The following is a 15,420-nucleotide window of genomic DNA, read 5'->3' as shown; positions in this document are numbered from 1 at the left end:
GAAAATTCGTTATGAGTGACAATGTGTTTCAATTTTTTTGTAGGCTTTTGTTTTTTAGCAAATACTTAATTGTGATGCAATGTAACTGTGATAAAAGGACCATCAAATGTTCAAACGTACAAGACAAGTAGTGTTTATGCGATGATAAGAGTATGGAAATTTCAAAAATATTTTAATATATCAGACGTACGTATGCTGTTTAAAAGATACTAATTGACTATAATCTTGTAAGTAATTGATATAAAAGTACATAAATGAAAAGCATGATTTATAAAAATTTTTTACTGCCGGCAAATTTGGTTCAATACTGAATGTGTCGGTATTTTTATAAAAAAGAATAATGAAATTATTGTTGCAAGCGCTTGCAATTATAGAAGTTGTGTATTACCATACTTGTATACAAGTATATTGCAATAATGAATAGGAGATGTCATAGTGAAGTATGAATATCCCGAACAATGGTTAGATGGCGTATCTAAGGGTGAAATGATAGCAGCTGAGATTCGATTAAGAATCGTTGATGGTTCTATTAAACCAGATACATTATTGACAGAAAATCAAATTGCTAAAGAATTTAATGTGAGTCGTTCTCCTGTTAGAGATGCTTTTAAATTATTAAAACAAGACCAGTTAATTCATTTAGAACGTATGGGTGCAGAAGTATTACCGTTTGATGATAATGAAAAAAAAGAACTTTATGATTTAAGAATTATGTTAGAGTCTTTTGCTTTTAGTAGAATTAAGGCGAAAAATCATGACCAGATTGTAAAGGAGTTACGCAAACAACTAGAAATGATGAAAGTTGCCGTTCAATTCCAAGATGCAGAAGCTTTCACTGAACATGATATGAAATTTCATGAGGTGACTATACTGGCTTCTAAACACCAATATTTAAAGACGTATTGGAATAATTTAAAGCCTGTAATGGAAGCGCTTATTCTACTTTCGATGCGTAAGCGTATGAATGAAAATCCTGAAGATTTTGAGCGTATTCATCACAATCACGAGGTATTTATAGAAGCCATAGCTAGACAAGACGCTGAAAAACTCAGAGAGGCATTCCATTTGAACTTCGATGATGTCGGCGAAGATATTGATAGTTTCTGGTTAAATTAGCATTTTAAACTGGAAAAGTATTAGGAGGAAGAATCATGAAATACATGATAGGTGTAGATATAGGAACAACAAGTACCAAGTCCGTACTGTATGATGAAAAAGGACAATTTATAATGAAACACAATATTGGTTATCCATTGCATACACCTAACGTGGAAGTCTCAGAAGAGAATCCAGATGAATTATTTGATGCAGTATTGATGACAATTAAATATGTTATGAGAGAAGCGAATATTGCTAAAGAAGACCTTAAATTAATTTCCTTTAGTGCTCAAATGCACAGTTTGATAGCAATGGATGCAAGCAATCAACGACTTACTGAGAATTTAACTTGGGCGGATAATCGTGCAAGTCAATATGCAGATAAAATTAAAAATGAGCATGACGGTATTGAAATATACAAGAGAACGGGAACACCTATTCATCCAATGTCCCCATTGTCTAAAATATTTTGGATGAAACATGAACAACAAGAAATATATAATCAGACAGCAACGTTTGCTGATATAAAAACGTATATTTTTTATCAACTGTTTGAGAAATTTGTTATAGATCAATCTATGGCATCAGCGACAGGTATGTTTAACCTCGAATCACTTTCTTGGGATAAAGAGGCGTTAGCATTACTAGGTATTAATGAGTCACAACTCCCTGAGGTCGTTCCTACTACCCATATTTTAAAAGGCATGAAACGACGCTATGCAACATTAATGGGCATAGATGAGAACACACCAATAGTCGTTGGTGCAAGTGATGGTGTGCTTTCTAATCTAGGTGTAAATGCATTTAAAAAAGGAGAAGTTGCTGTAACTATTGGTACTTCGGGCGCAATTAGAACAGTGATTGATAAACCGCGTACAGATTATAAAGGACGTATTTTCTGTTATGTATTAACAGAGGATCATTATGTTATTGGAGGACCAGTAAACAATGGTGGCGTGGTATTAAGATGGCTACGTGATGAATTATTAGCAAGTGAAGTTGAAACAGCTAAACGTCTTGGTGTAGATCCATATGATGTGTTAACTAGAATTGCAAATAATGTGAAACCTGGTGCTGAAGGATTGATATTCCATCCATATCTTGCTGGTGAGCGTGCCCCACTATGGAATGCAGATGCACGGGGATCATTCTTTGGTTTAACATTAACTCATAAAAAAGAGCATATGATTCGAGCAGCTTTAGAAGGTGTGCTTTATAATCTTTATACGGTTTATTTAGCACTTGTTGAGGTAATGAACGAAACACCATCCACGATTAAGGCGACAGGTGGTTTTGCTAAAAGTGAAGTATGGCGTCAAATGATGGCAGATATTTTCGATACAAACTTAATTGTACCTGAAAGTTATGAGAGCTCATGTTTGGGTGCTTGTGTATTAGGAATGAAAGCACTTGGTGAAATCGAAGACTTCTCAATCATTGAAGATATGGTTGGTACAACAAATGAACACAAACCGAATCAAGATAATGTTCAAATGTATCAACAATTGATTTCAATCTTCATTAATTTAAGTCGTTCATTGGAAGAGCGTTATACAGAAATAGCGGCTTTCCAACGAGAACACATGAGTAATACAAAATAGTAAGCTAATTCAATGTAGGTGTGGGATTAAATCTAAAAGACATGCAACGTGGTATAAGGGAACGTTAATACATGTTGCTGTCTTTGGAACCTACTATATGCTTTTAGTTGTAATTAACATATGAAAATTTTTTAGTCATTAAAGAAAGCGTTATCAAGTGTGGAGTATCTTTAAATTAGAAGTGTCTTCTATCTTGAATTTGGAAGGGGAGAACAATTATGTTTGAAACAATTTGGCCATTAATTACGGTCGTAATCGGAATCATTGTACTATTATCACTTATTATTTTCTTGAAATTAAATACTTTTATTTCTTTAATTATCACATCAATCGTAACAGCAATATTACTCGGTATGCCTTTAGATAAAATCATTGACACAATCGAAGAAGGTATGGGAAGTACACTTGGACATATTGCGTTAATATTTGGTTTGGGCGCTATTCTTGGTAAATTACTTGCAGATGGCGGTGGTGCTACGCGAATAGCTGATACCCTTATTAAAAAGTTTGGACACAAACATGTACAATGGGCAATGCTTATTGCGGCGTTTATCGTCGGTATAGCTTTATTCTTTGAAGTTGGTTTAGTATTGTTGATACCTTTAGTATTTACGATTGCTAAACGTGCAAATGTATCACAATTGAAATTAGGCTTACCGATGGTTGTAGCATTGTCGGTAACTCATGGATTTCTGCCTCCACACCCAGGACCAGTAGTTATTGCAAAAGAATTACAAGCAAACCTTGGTCATGTATTACTATACGGTATTATTATTGCAATTCCAGTGACGATTATTGCTGGACCAATTTTCAATAAAATAGCACAAAAAATTGCACCAACAGCTTATAATCGTCAAGGTGATATTTCAGCTCTAGGTGCACAAAGAGAGTTCTCTGAAGAAGAAATGCCAGGATTTGGAGTTAGTTTAATAACAGCAATTTCACCAGTTATTTTAATGCTGTTATCAACAATTGTACAATTAATTACTGGTCATGAAGAAGCTAAAAATGGCTTCGAATCAGTTGTTTACTTTATTGGTACTGCAGGTACAGCAATGCTTATTGCTGTATTACTAGCTATCTTTACAATGGGAATTAAGCAAGGTCGCAAAAATGCAGATATTATGGATTCTGTATCAAATGCAATTTATCCGATTGGTATGATGATTTTAATTATCGGTGGCGGTGGTACGTTTAAACAAGTATTAATTGATGGTGGCGTAGGAGACACTATAGCTAAGATGTTTGAAGGTACAGAAATGTCTCCAATACTATTAGCTTGGATTGTAGCCGCAGTGCTACGCATAGCCTTAGGATCATCAACAGTAGCGGCGATATCATCAACGGGTATTGTATTACCATTACTTCAAGCTTCAGATGTGAACGTTTCATTAGTAGTACTTGCAATTGGTGCAGGTAGTGTTATTTTATCTCATGTAAATGATGCTGGTTTCTGGATGTTCAAAGAGTATTTTGGACTAACGGTAAAAGAAACATTCCTTACATGGTCACTATTAGAAACTATTATTTCAGTATCTGGTTTAGTATTTATATTAATATTAAGTATATTTGTGTAAACTGAGTACATTGATAATAAGAACTATTTTTATTTCAACATTTATTAAACTGACAATAAGTCATATGACTTATTGTCAGTTTTTTTGCATATTGTCCATGTATATAAATTTATTTTTATAATACATGAGTCTTTTTATTATTAAACATATCACTGATTATAAATTTTATGCATTTAAAGAGAAGTTAAAGTATAAAAATCTTAATCATAATTATGTGATAACTTATATACATATAGAAAATTAAACGGTGAATGTATAAATAAATACGATACGATTTAACTAGAAAATGATAAAATGAAGTAGTTGTTAAATTTTCATTTTATTTAGATACAGTTGAAAAATATAAATGATAAACTGTATGTGAAGTTAGCATTGAACTATACTTGTTGAAAAATTTATATGAAAAGCTACAGCAAAGGGGATTGAATAATGAAAAGAATTTTATTAATCGCAAGTGCTTTTATCGGGGTTATCGTAGGTGCGGGATTTGCTTCAGGTCAAGAAGTTTTACAGTATTTTACGAGTTTTGGATTAATGGGAACGATAGGTGCAATTATAACAACGGCGTTATTTGCTTATGTAGGTATGATGCTCGTCTGGTTAGGGAGTAAATCAAAAACAGATTCCCATAAAGAAGTTATACACCAAATTACGGGCGCTTCTACGTTTGGAAAATTACTTGGATGGATTATTGATTTAGTGATTATTTTTACGCTTTTTGGTGTAGGTGTTGTAATGATTGCAGGTGCAGGGTCAAACTTAAATCAACAGTTCGGGTTACCACCTATTATTGGAACACTCTTAATGACAGTACTCATTATTTTGGCAGGCATGTTAAAGGTTGAAGGAGTAGTCAAAGTGATTGGAAATATAACACCTTTTCTAATCATATTTATTTTGATTATTTCTTTTTATAGTTTTCTTTCAACAGATACGCCGATATCTCAATTGAATGACTTATCTAATGCGAAACCATCATCTTTACCTAACTGGTTTGTTGCAGGTATTAATTATGCATCATTTAATACTGCAGTAGGTGCTTCTATGGCAATTGTCATGGGAGGATCAGAAAAAAACACCAAGGTAGCAGCTACAGGTGGTTTAGTTGGTGGCATTGCTCTAGGCGTTATGATCGTATTAAGTCACTTAGCTATTTTCAAACAAATAGATGTTGTTGGGGATATGGAAATGCCGATGTTAGGAATTGTAAATCATATTTCTCCAATACTTGGAATTATAATGGCAATTGTTATCTTTGGTATGATTTTTAACACAGGTTTAGGGATGTTTTATGCATTTGCTACGCGTTTTACAGTTGTAGATACAGTACGCTTTAAAATATTTTACACTAGTGCTGTGATTATAGGATTATTATTGAGCTTTGTTGGATTCACAGATTTAGTTGCTATTTTTTATCCATTAATTGGTTATCTTGGCCTAGTCTTAATCTTAGTGTTATTCTATGCACCATTTAAATTAAAATTTGGTAAAAAAACATTATAATGTAGTATTAACAACCAATCATCTAACTTAATAAAGGAAGATGATTTTTTGTTATTGTAAGGATTGTACTAAAAAGTGATGTAGATTTTGTCTTTTCAGACACGTCTTAATTGTTAATTTTCGCTATAATGGAATTAGAAGATTAGGGGGTGTTTTTATGAATGAAGAGACGTTGGAGATTTTACAAATGCATGCACTTCAACTATTAGGAATTCGGCTAGAAAGTTATGAAAGCAATAATATTAAAGGCATAGGTAATTGCATTAGGACACCGTTTACAAGGACAACAAGCAAACAATACAAAGATGAGTTGAAGCATTTCTTAAAGTATATGAATAGTAATAAAATTTATCATTATAAGAACCAATTTGGCGTGAATTTTTTAATGTTCAAGTTTAAAAAGTATAAACAAATTTATATTATAGGTCCCTTTATAGAAAAGCGTCCAAATGAGCGCCGCTGTTATGAAATTATGAAAGAATTAAATATTGACTATGGCCAGTTTTCAATTTTAAAACAATACTTACTAAAAATTCCCTTATGTCATAAGCTTAAAGCTCAAAAAATGTGTCGATTAGCCATTCAATTTTTGAAGAAAAGAAATAATATTTATGATATTGTAAAAATTGATTTTCATTTTCATGTAAAGAAAGAAAATATTGCGTCTAACCAAGTTCAAATGGATTATACATTAGAAGATATTGAATATCGTTATAAATTGGAAAATCAACTCCTTACAGCAGTAGAATATGGAAACGTTGATGAAGCAATAGCAACATTCCATAAGATGTCTGTATCTCTGGTAGGACTAAGTCGAGTCAAAGATGACTTATCAAATGAACGCTATAAAGCATACTTGATTAATACATTATGTAGAAAAGCTATAGAAAAAGTAGGAGTGGGTCTGTTACAAATTGATGAAATTTCTACAAGTTTTGCTTCACGTATTGATCAAGCTAAAGACATAGTAACGTTAGATGAATTAATGGCTTCAACAATTATAGCTTATTCAAAATTAGCAATGAAGGCAAAATTCAATGATTTCAGTCCCAAATTAAGTAAAGCAATTCAATATATAGAGCGTAATTTAAATAGTGTTCTCACACTAAATAAACTTGCTGAACATGTTGAACTTGCTCCAAGTTATTTATCTAGAATATTTAATCAAGAACTACATAAATCAATTTCTCAATATATTACAGAATTACGAATCGAAAAAGGTCGAGATCTTCTGGTTAGAACAAACATGACGATTGCTGAAGTTGCCTGTTATGTAGGATTTAGAGAACAAAGCTACTTCTCACAATGCTTTAAAAAGCAATATGGTAAGTCACCTTTGAAGTTTCGGACGGAACATAAAGTATTTTATTAATATAGATTACTTTGAAACCATCACTTAACGTAATTTTTTATTTTATGTTAATATTTTATAAAAAATATTAACAATATTATAAAAAACGCCTTAAATTAAAAGGAATTGCTCTCTTCATGAACTGTGATAAAAACAGTTCTTGTGTGCAAATTTAAAATGTACTGTAGGTGTTATATATTCGAAGATGCTTTAGATATAGAGTTTGTAAATATTTGCAAATGATCAAGCTCAATTTTTAATAATATCATTTTATAACAACGTTGTTATTTTGTTGTTGACTGTTTCAAAATTAAAAATATAATGAAAGTAAGATCTCTATAAAAAGCGGACGAGAGATATATTTTATATAAATATATGAACTCGGTTTATGGAGATAAAAAAATTTAAGTATATAAGAAAACGCTTACAATTATATGCTTGATTTGCACAGATTGATGGCCACAATCACTAATACTTACTACGGAGCGCTTTTATCATTGAGTGAGAATATCATTACGTTTCGATAGTGGAAAGAGGTAGTCGACATGGTTACAGCAAAGCTAAAACCAGCAAATAAAAAGTTAATGAAATTCAAAGAAATCCAAGAACCCAAATTGAAATTCAAAGAGAAACTCGCATACGGATTTGGAGATTTAGGTAATGGCATGATGTTTGACATGGGTCAAATTTATTTACTTAAATTTTTTACTGATATTTTAGGTATTTCGCCATTTTATGGTGGGTTAGTATTCTTGGTTTCTAAAATATTTGATGCTTTTGTTGATACAGGAGTAGGCACAATGGTAGATAATAGACGCAACTTTGGAAAGAAAGGTAAGTTTCGACCATTTATTTTATATGGAACGATTCCTTTAGCCTTACTTACTGTCTTAACTTTCCTTTCTCCAGATATCAGTTACGAGGGAAAAGTGATATGGGCTTTTGCAACTTACATGTTATTTAATATGGCTTATTCATTTGTTAATATCCCTTATGGTTCATTATCTGCTTCAATGACAATTAATGCAGAGGATCGTACACAATTATCAGTATTTCGTAACTTAGGGTCACAAGGCGCAATGTTTATTGCAGGTATTGTTGTTATTCCTATGGTTAATCTATTTCCAAATCATGCAACAGGGTATCCAATTGCGGTTGGCTTACTTGCAATATGTGGCGTAGTATTTCATTTAATTTGTTATAAAGGTGTGAAAGAGCGTCATACTGTTGAGCGACCTAAAGAAAAAGGAATAGGTCGTAAAGCCTTTTTAAATTTATTGAAAAACAGACCATTTATCATATTGGCAATTTATACACTTTTAACAATCATGGCACTGTTTTTACAACAGTCTTCACAACTATACTATTTCCAATATGTATTAGATGAACCCAATTTAGTAGGTATTGTAAGTGCGTTAAACTTTTTAGTTTTGATTCCAGGGCTATTACTTACAACATTTTTGAGTAAAAAAGTTGGAAAGAAAATGACAGCAATCATTGGTGTTTCTGGGTTTGTAGTATTTCAATTTATTAACTTCTTTTTCTTTGCAGACGAAACTATGACATTTTTAGTTGTAAATTCACTCGCATCACTATTCTTAGTGATACCTAATACAGTGACTTGGGCCTTTATTGCTGATGTCGTTGAATATGGACAATGGCAAACTGGCATAAGGTCAGAAGGTATCATCTATTCTAGTTATAGTTTTACTAGAAAAGTATCACAAGCATTGGCAGGGTTCTTACCAGGACTTGCTTTAACAGTTATCGGTTATGTGCCTAATGTCGCACAATCTGCGGACACAATAACAGGATTAAAAGTATTATTCTTTGTTGTTCCTGCTACGGCATGTCTAATAGCTTTAATTTTATTTTTCTTCGCATATCCTTTAACCGATCATCGTCATAAACAAATTGTTAAAGAGTTGGCAATTAGAGATGAATTATAAAGTTTTTAAGGTTAAATAATAAAACAATATTTAGATAACGAAAGGAGCATGTTTACATGTTGTATCCAGTGACAAATGAAACTAGAAATATTATTGAGTTAAACGAAGTGTGGAATTTTAAATTAGAAAATGAAAAGGATGAAATCGATGTTTCTAAACCCTTAGATACTGAACTAGTCATGGCGGTGCCTGGTTCATATAATGACCAAGGTGTAACTGCTGATATACGTAATCATGTGGGAAATGTTTGGTATGAAAGAACTTTTACTATTCCCAATATTTTACGTGATGAACGTAAGGTATTGCGATTTGGCTCTGCTACACATTTTGCGACAGTTTATATTGATGGACAAGAAATAACTTCACATAAAGGTGGATTTCTACCGTTTGAAGTGGAGTTAGATTCTCAATTTTCAACTGGCCAACACCGCCTCACAGTTTGTGTCAATAATATATTAGATGAAACAACCTTACCTGTAGGTGATTATAGTGAAACGGTAGATAATCAGGGAAATAAAATTAAGAAAAATACACCTAATTTTGACTTTTTTAATTATTCAGGTCTTCATAGACCAGTTAAGATATATACAACACCAAAAGTATTTGTTGAAGATATTGAAATTGTGCCAGAAGTTTTAGAAGACTTGGCTAGAGTGAATTATAGAGTTACTACGAGTGAGACAATCAACGATATTAAAATTCGTTTACTTGATAAACAAGGTAATGTCGTTGCTACAACTAGTGGAGCGGAGGGCGTAATAGAAGTTACACAACCTCATTTATGGCAACCTTTAAATGCCTATTTATACTACTTAGAAGTAACGATACTTAAAGATGGAAAAGCTATAGATACGTATTCAGAACGTTTTGGTATCCGTTCAGTTGAAGTGAAAGATGGGAAATTTTTAATTAATAATGAACCTTTTTATTTCAAAGGTTTCGGTAAACATGAGGATTCCTATTATAATGGCCGTGGTATGAATGAAGTTACAAATGTATTAGATTTTAATCTTATGAAATGGATCGGTGCTAATTCATTCCGTACGTCACACTATCCATACTCAGAGGAAATGATGCGTCTTGCTGATGAACAAGGAATAGTTATTATAGATGAGACAACAGCTGTCGGTGTACATCTTAACTTTAGTGCTATATTATCTGGCGAGTCAACGCGTAAAACATTTGAAGAAATAGGTACAAAAGCAGCACATGAAGCTGTGATTAAGGAACTTATAGCACGTGATAAGAATTATGCTTGTGTAGTGATGTGGTCAATTGCGAATGAGCCTGCTTCGACAGAAGAAGGTGCAAAAGAATATTTTGAACCTTTAGTAAACTTAGCACGTGCATGTGATCCGCAAAAACGTCCAGTCACTATTGTGACAATACTGACTGCACAACCTGATGCATGTCAAGTTCAAGATTTGATAGATGTGCTTTGTCTAAATAGGTATTATGGTTGGTATACACAAACGGGGGATTTAACAGCTGCAAAAGAAGCTTTGAAAATAGAATTGGATGGCTGGAGTAAGAAACAACCAGATAAACCAATTATGTTTACAGAATATGGGGCTGATACAATTGCCGGCATGCATGCTATAAATGACGAATTATTTACAGAAGAATATCAACTTCGTTATTACGAAGCAAATCATGAAGTTATTGATAAATATCCACAATTTATTGGTGAACAAACTTGGAATTTTGCAGACTTTGAAACAGCTAGTGGATTAATAAGGGTACAAGGGAATAAGAAAGGTATCTTCACTCGTGAAAGACGACCTAAAGCAGTTGCTCACTATTTTAAAAAGCGTTGGGATAATATACCCAATTTTGGATATAAAAAGTAAACTTACCAATCCAATGAAAATATAATATTATTTTGTGAAAATATGTCAACTATTAACAGTTCGTGAAAAAATAAATAAAAGCATTTGTGATAGTTTTGTGAAAACAATCACAAATGCTTTATTTCTCTTCAAGATTCGATTAATATAATAAGTGTAAGAGGCATATATAGCATAGCGAAAGCTAAAATATGGAGTGATCAAGATGAGGAAAGTAATTGAACAGGTCATTTTTTCAGATGAAAGTAGTTATGATATTTACACACACACAGGTGTGAATCAAGGTATTATTAATGATATTAAAGATGGATACAGAAGTATTGATTATATAGCTTATGTTGATGCAGAAAAGATTTACAACTATGGTTTAAAGAAAAAGATATTAGTGAATAATTAATACGCTGTATACATCTATGTGTAGTGATTTTAAGATACTACCTCGGATGAAATTATCTTAGATAATGAATAATAGTGTCTTAAGATATTGCATATTTTTCTCCCCAGTAGCACCTTTCATGATTTACGAAACGCGCTTAAGCAATAACAAAAGCCTACAACTACTAAAATTAAGTAGTGTAGGCTTTTGTTATGCTCAAAATTCGGGTATATATTATACATACGATTTAAAGTTGTTTTTTATTTCATTGTAATCATAAAAAGAATTATACATACGCATGCGAATGTGATCTTCAGAGGTATAAGGAATACGTAAATGGTCATGGTTTTCTATAAATATACGAAATTCACGTTCTGAATTTTTACGTTGTGGTATTGACATATTTAACCATTCTTGTTTATCAAATAAATCTTCAAATTGAAAGTTAAAGCTTGTACGTCCTAAATTTGCTCTTAACTGTTTGATACGTTGATCGAAGTCAAAATGCATTATGCATCCTCCTTTATAAAATTTTATGTATTAATATATACCCACTTTATTATGATTTAAGAGTGATGACAAGGGGATAGGGAAGTTAGTAATGATATAACATGATATTTGATGATAGATTAACTGAAAATAGGGAATGGCATAAATAAGTGTTTTAATAGTTAATAAATAGAAAGGAAGATATAAATGATAGAGTTACAGGATAAGGTGGCAATTGTAACAGGTGCGAGTAGTGGAATAGGAGCGAGTATTGCACATGCGCTTTCTAATCATGGTGTGAAAGTAGTATTATCTGGACGAAATGAATCACGTTTAAATGTAGTGGCAAAACGCATTCAAGAAGAAGTACAAACAGAGGTGGATACGTTAACTGTAGATGTCACACAAAAAAGTGATATTGAACGACTTGTGCGTCATACTCAGGAAAAATTTGGTAGGGTGGATATATTAGTAAATAGCGCTGGTAAGATGCTTTCATCAGCAATTACAGATGATGATGTAGATGCTTGGGATACGATGCTTGATGTTAATGTGAAAGGTACACTTTATGGTATACATGCAGTATTACCGGAATTTTTAAAACAGTCTAGTGGTCATATTATCAATATTTCATCTATTTCTGGTTTTGAAGTCACAAAAAAAAGTACGCTATATAGCGCAACGAAAGCAGCTATACACTCTATTACTCAAGGTTTAGAAAAGGAATTAGCGAAGACAGGTGTGAGAGCTACAAGTATTTCGCCTGGCATGGTAGATACACCATTGAGTGGAGATACAGATTGGGGAGAACGTAAAAAGCTGGACCCTAACGACATTGCAGAAGCAGTGCTATATGCATTACAACAACCGAGTCATGTTAACGTGAATGAAATAACAGTACGCCCTGTTTAAATAAGATACATGAAATATAAATAATGCTTCAGGTAATAGTGAAAAATGAAAGAAGTGATAATATGTTCATTCGGTATTTAAATGAAGATGACGTAGAGCAATATAGAGCTTTACGTTTAACATCATTAAAGACGGATCCAAACGGTTTTGCTTCGACATATGATAGAGAAATTAAATTACCTATGGATGCGTTCAAATCACGCATTGCCTCTTCCTCAGAAAAATTTACGATGGGGACTTTTGAGCATGAAAAATTAATTTGTATGGCGACGTTTTATAGTGAAACTTTAGAAAAGGTTCAACACAAAGGCAATTTAGTTGGCGTATATTGTCATGTTGATTTTAGAAGACAGGGGTTAGCACAACAATTGATACACAATATTATCGATATTGTCACTCAACAAGGCAAAGTAAAGACAATAGCTTTATCTGTCTTATCGGACAATTATCATGCAATTGCTTTATATGAAAAGTTAGGTTTTAGAAGATATGGCATCGAACCGAAATCATTGTTTGATGGAAATGTTTATTATGATGAAGATTTAATGTGTTTAGAACTTTAATGGCAATATGAGGATAATTATTTAAGGAGGGGTACTGAATGGAAACAAACTGCGTGATAGAACATACCCGTATTATGGAGACAAACTTTATTATTGAGACGGAACGTTTATTTTTAATTCGACCTTCGCACTATTATCTTGAAAAGCTACACCAATTACATGCTAATCCTAAAACTAATCTATATAATCCCGATGGGCCACATCAAAGCATTGAAGAAACTAAAGCGATGCTTAAAACATGGATGAATCATTGGTTGAGATATAGCTTTGGATATTGTTTAATGATTGAAAAGAAAACAGGTAAAATGTTAGGAATATGTGGATTGAGCTATAAACAATTAAATGGTGAAACATATTTAAATTTAGCTTATAGACTTGAAACGCAACATACGCGTAAAGGTTATACTAAAGAAGCATGTAAGGCAGTTATTGAGAATGTGAAAACGACTGCAAAAGTAAATAATAAAATATTAGTTCGTACAAAAATAAATAATTTGCCATCTATTAAGACTGCAGAATCATTAGGTTTCGTAAGAGATAGTCATTATGATGATTTTGAATCCTATGATGACGTTTATTTTTTTGAATCCTAAAGTATAAATAATATGCCTGCACATCAAATGAGCTTTGTGCAGGTATATTATTTATTATGTTGTAAGATATGCTATTAGCTATAACCACTCGATAATTTCAATTCTATTGCCAAAAGGATCAGAGATATAAAATCGATCGGCGCCTTCAAGCTCATCTCCGTAAACTATTTCTACACCTTTGGATTCTAGATGTCTTCTTATATCTGAAATGTTTTCTACAAGTAATGCAGGATGCGCTTTTTGGGATGGTATAAAGTCTTTTTGAACACCAACATGTAGTTGTTGGTGTCCAATTTCAAACCACACCCCTCCATTTCTAGCTAATCGATCCGGTTTAGTAATTTCTTTCAATCCAAGTGTTTCAGCATAAAATTGTCGCGCTTCTACTTCATGATGTGCTGGTGCAGCCACTTGGACATGATCAATACCTAAGAATTTATTTTTCATAGTATCATCCCCCTTATTCTAATTTTATAATAGCAAATAATATTATATAAAACGAAGGATAGTTGGAAACGAAAAAATTTTCAATAATATAATTTTAAAAATTAAATTAATAACGTTGTAAGTGATAATGGTTTTCATTTATAATATAGGTAATATAAAATGAAAGAGGTTATTTTTTGAAAAAATTATTATGCTTGATATTATGTTTAACCATGTTTATTGCAGCTTGCGGTAATCACGATAAAAGTAATTCAAATACAAGTGAAGAGAAGCGTACATATACTACTGATGATGGCAAAGAAATACAAATACCTCAACATCCTAAAAGAGTGCTAGATTTAACAGCTAATTATGGTAATTTTAAAAAATTGGGCGTTAAACCTATTGCTATAACAAGTTTGTTTCCAAATTCTAAATATTTGAATATGGATAAAGTGAAAAAAATTGATCCAGAAGATGTAGAAGCTGCAGCTAAACTAAAACCGGATTTAATCATTACTTATAAAGAAAATAAAAATAATAAAAAATTAGCGAAAATTGCACCTACTGTGCCAATAAAAGTACAGAATATGGATTATAAAGAAACACATATTGAAATAGGTAAATTGGTGGGTAAAGAAGCAAAAGCTAAAAAGCAAGCACGTGCATTATCTAAAAAATTAGCTGAAGATGGTCAAGCGATTAAAAAACAAATAGGTAAGGATAAGACGTTTTCTATAATGGATGTCCAGGCAAAAGATATATATCAATTTGGTCCTCGATTTGGTAGGGGAAGTGAAGCGATTTATGAAGGATTTGGTTTTAAAGAAGACGCTGATGCTAAAGCAGCTATGCCTAAAGATAAATTTATGAAGGTCCCTAAAGAAAAATTTAATGATTACTCAGGCGATTATTTAATGATACCTTCAAAAGATGGTAAGCAGCCAAATAATGATTTTGTTAAATCAGACGTATGGAAAAACAATGAAGCAGTAAAAAATAATAACGTAATTTATTACCCAATGGATGAAGCAATTTATGCAGATGTAATATCAATAGAAAAACAAGCTGAAGTATTCAAAAAAGAACTAATGAAGAAGAATGAATGATGTAAAGTGACTGGAAGCATGATTGT

Annotated in this window: 14 protein-coding genes; 12 read left to right on the top strand and 2 right to left on the bottom strand. The window is 32.3% G+C overall.

Going from position 1 to position 15,420, the window contains the following annotated elements:
• The first annotated feature begins 435 nt into the window (after window positions 1–435).
• The 8 genes from BK821_RS01435 to BK821_RS01400 all read left to right on the top strand — a co-directional run bounded on the left by BK821_RS01435 (window position 436) and on the right by BK821_RS01400 (window position 11,323).
• Window positions 436–1,116: a GntR family transcriptional regulator gene (locus BK821_RS01435; RefSeq protein WP_046835886.1), complete on the top strand. Its 681-nt coding sequence runs from the start codon at window positions 436–438 to the stop codon at window positions 1,114–1,116.
• A 35-nt stretch (window positions 1,117–1,151) separates the two neighbouring features.
• Entirely contained in the window at window positions 1,152–2,699 is a 1,548-nt protein-coding gene (gntK, locus tag BK821_RS01430; RefSeq protein ID WP_046835885.1) for a gluconokinase, read from the top strand.
• Window positions 2,700–2,917: 218 nt separating this feature from the next.
• Window positions 2,918–4,276 carry a gluconate:H+ symporter gene (locus BK821_RS01425; RefSeq protein WP_046835884.1) on the top strand — a complete coding sequence of 453 codons (1,359 nt, stop codon included), beginning with the start codon at window positions 2,918–2,920 and terminating at the stop codon, window positions 4,274–4,276.
• Between the two features lie 429 nt (window positions 4,277–4,705).
• Window positions 4,706–5,779: a YkvI family membrane protein gene (locus BK821_RS01420; RefSeq protein WP_046835883.1), complete on the top strand. Its 1,074-nt coding sequence runs from the start codon at window positions 4,706–4,708 to the stop codon at window positions 5,777–5,779.
• A gap of 157 nt (window positions 5,780–5,936) precedes the next feature.
• Window positions 5,937–7,151 carry a helix-turn-helix domain-containing protein gene (locus BK821_RS01415; RefSeq protein ID WP_046835882.1) on the top strand — a complete coding sequence of 405 codons (1,215 nt, stop codon included), beginning with the start codon at window positions 5,937–5,939 and terminating at the stop codon, window positions 7,149–7,151.
• A gap of 524 nt (window positions 7,152–7,675) precedes the next feature.
• Window positions 7,676–9,079 carry a glycoside-pentoside-hexuronide (GPH):cation symporter gene (locus BK821_RS01410; RefSeq protein WP_046835881.1) on the top strand — a complete coding sequence of 468 codons (1,404 nt, stop codon included), beginning with the start codon at window positions 7,676–7,678 and terminating at the stop codon, window positions 9,077–9,079.
• Window positions 9,080–9,135: 56 nt separating this feature from the next.
• On the top strand, window positions 9,136–10,929 hold the full coding sequence (gene uidA / locus BK821_RS01405; protein WP_071331021.1) for a beta-glucuronidase: 1,794 nt from the start codon (window positions 9,136–9,138) through the stop codon (window positions 10,927–10,929).
• Between the two features lie 202 nt (window positions 10,930–11,131).
• Entirely contained in the window at window positions 11,132–11,323 is a 192-nt protein-coding gene (locus BK821_RS01400) for a hypothetical protein (protein ID WP_046835879.1), read from the top strand.
• A gap of 213 nt (window positions 11,324–11,536) precedes the next feature.
• Here the strand turns inward: BK821_RS01400 and BK821_RS01395 are convergent, their stop codons facing one another.
• The gene (locus BK821_RS01395) at window positions 11,537–11,812 is read right to left on the bottom strand and encodes a DUF1413 domain-containing protein (protein ID WP_071331020.1); all 276 of its coding nucleotides are present in this window, start codon (window positions 11,810–11,812) and stop codon (window positions 11,537–11,539) included.
• Window positions 11,813–11,998: 186 nt separating this feature from the next.
• Here BK821_RS01395 and BK821_RS01390 point away from each other — a divergent pair, with 186 nt between their 5' ends.
• The 3 genes from BK821_RS01390 to BK821_RS01380 all read left to right on the top strand — a co-directional run bounded on the left by BK821_RS01390 (window position 11,999) and on the right by BK821_RS01380 (window position 13,859).
• The gene (locus BK821_RS01390; protein WP_071331019.1) at window positions 11,999–12,703 is read left to right on the top strand and encodes an SDR family oxidoreductase; all 705 of its coding nucleotides are present in this window, start codon (window positions 11,999–12,001) and stop codon (window positions 12,701–12,703) included.
• A gap of 62 nt (window positions 12,704–12,765) precedes the next feature.
• Window positions 12,766–13,266 (top strand): GNAT family N-acetyltransferase, encoded by a 501-nt coding sequence (locus BK821_RS01385; RefSeq protein WP_046835876.1) that lies wholly within the window; start codon window positions 12,766–12,768, stop codon window positions 13,264–13,266.
• Window positions 13,267–13,304: 38 nt separating this feature from the next.
• A complete protein-coding gene (locus tag BK821_RS01380) occupies window positions 13,305–13,859 on the top strand; it encodes a GNAT family N-acetyltransferase (RefSeq protein ID WP_083390143.1) in 555 nt (184 codons plus the stop codon).
• A gap of 78 nt (window positions 13,860–13,937) precedes the next feature.
• Here the strand turns inward: BK821_RS01380 and BK821_RS01375 are convergent, their stop codons facing one another.
• Window positions 13,938–14,306, bottom strand: a complete 369-nt coding sequence (locus BK821_RS01375) for a VOC family protein (RefSeq protein ID WP_046835875.1) — start codon at window positions 14,304–14,306, stop codon at window positions 13,938–13,940.
• 176 nt (window positions 14,307–14,482) lie between these two features.
• Between BK821_RS01375 and BK821_RS01370 the strand changes: the two genes are divergently transcribed.
• A complete protein-coding gene (locus BK821_RS01370) occupies window positions 14,483–15,394 on the top strand; it encodes an ABC transporter substrate-binding protein (RefSeq protein ID WP_083248526.1) in 912 nt (303 codons plus the stop codon).
• Window positions 15,395–15,420: the final 26 nt, after the last annotated feature.

The sequence above is a fragment of the Staphylococcus sp. LCT-H4 genome (assembly GCF_001866145.1).
Classification (GTDB): Bacteria; Bacillota; Bacilli; order Staphylococcales; family Staphylococcaceae; genus Staphylococcus; species Staphylococcus succinus.
The sequence above is the reverse complement of the archived record's forward strand: the minus strand, read 5'-3'. Positions and strand labels throughout refer to the sequence as shown.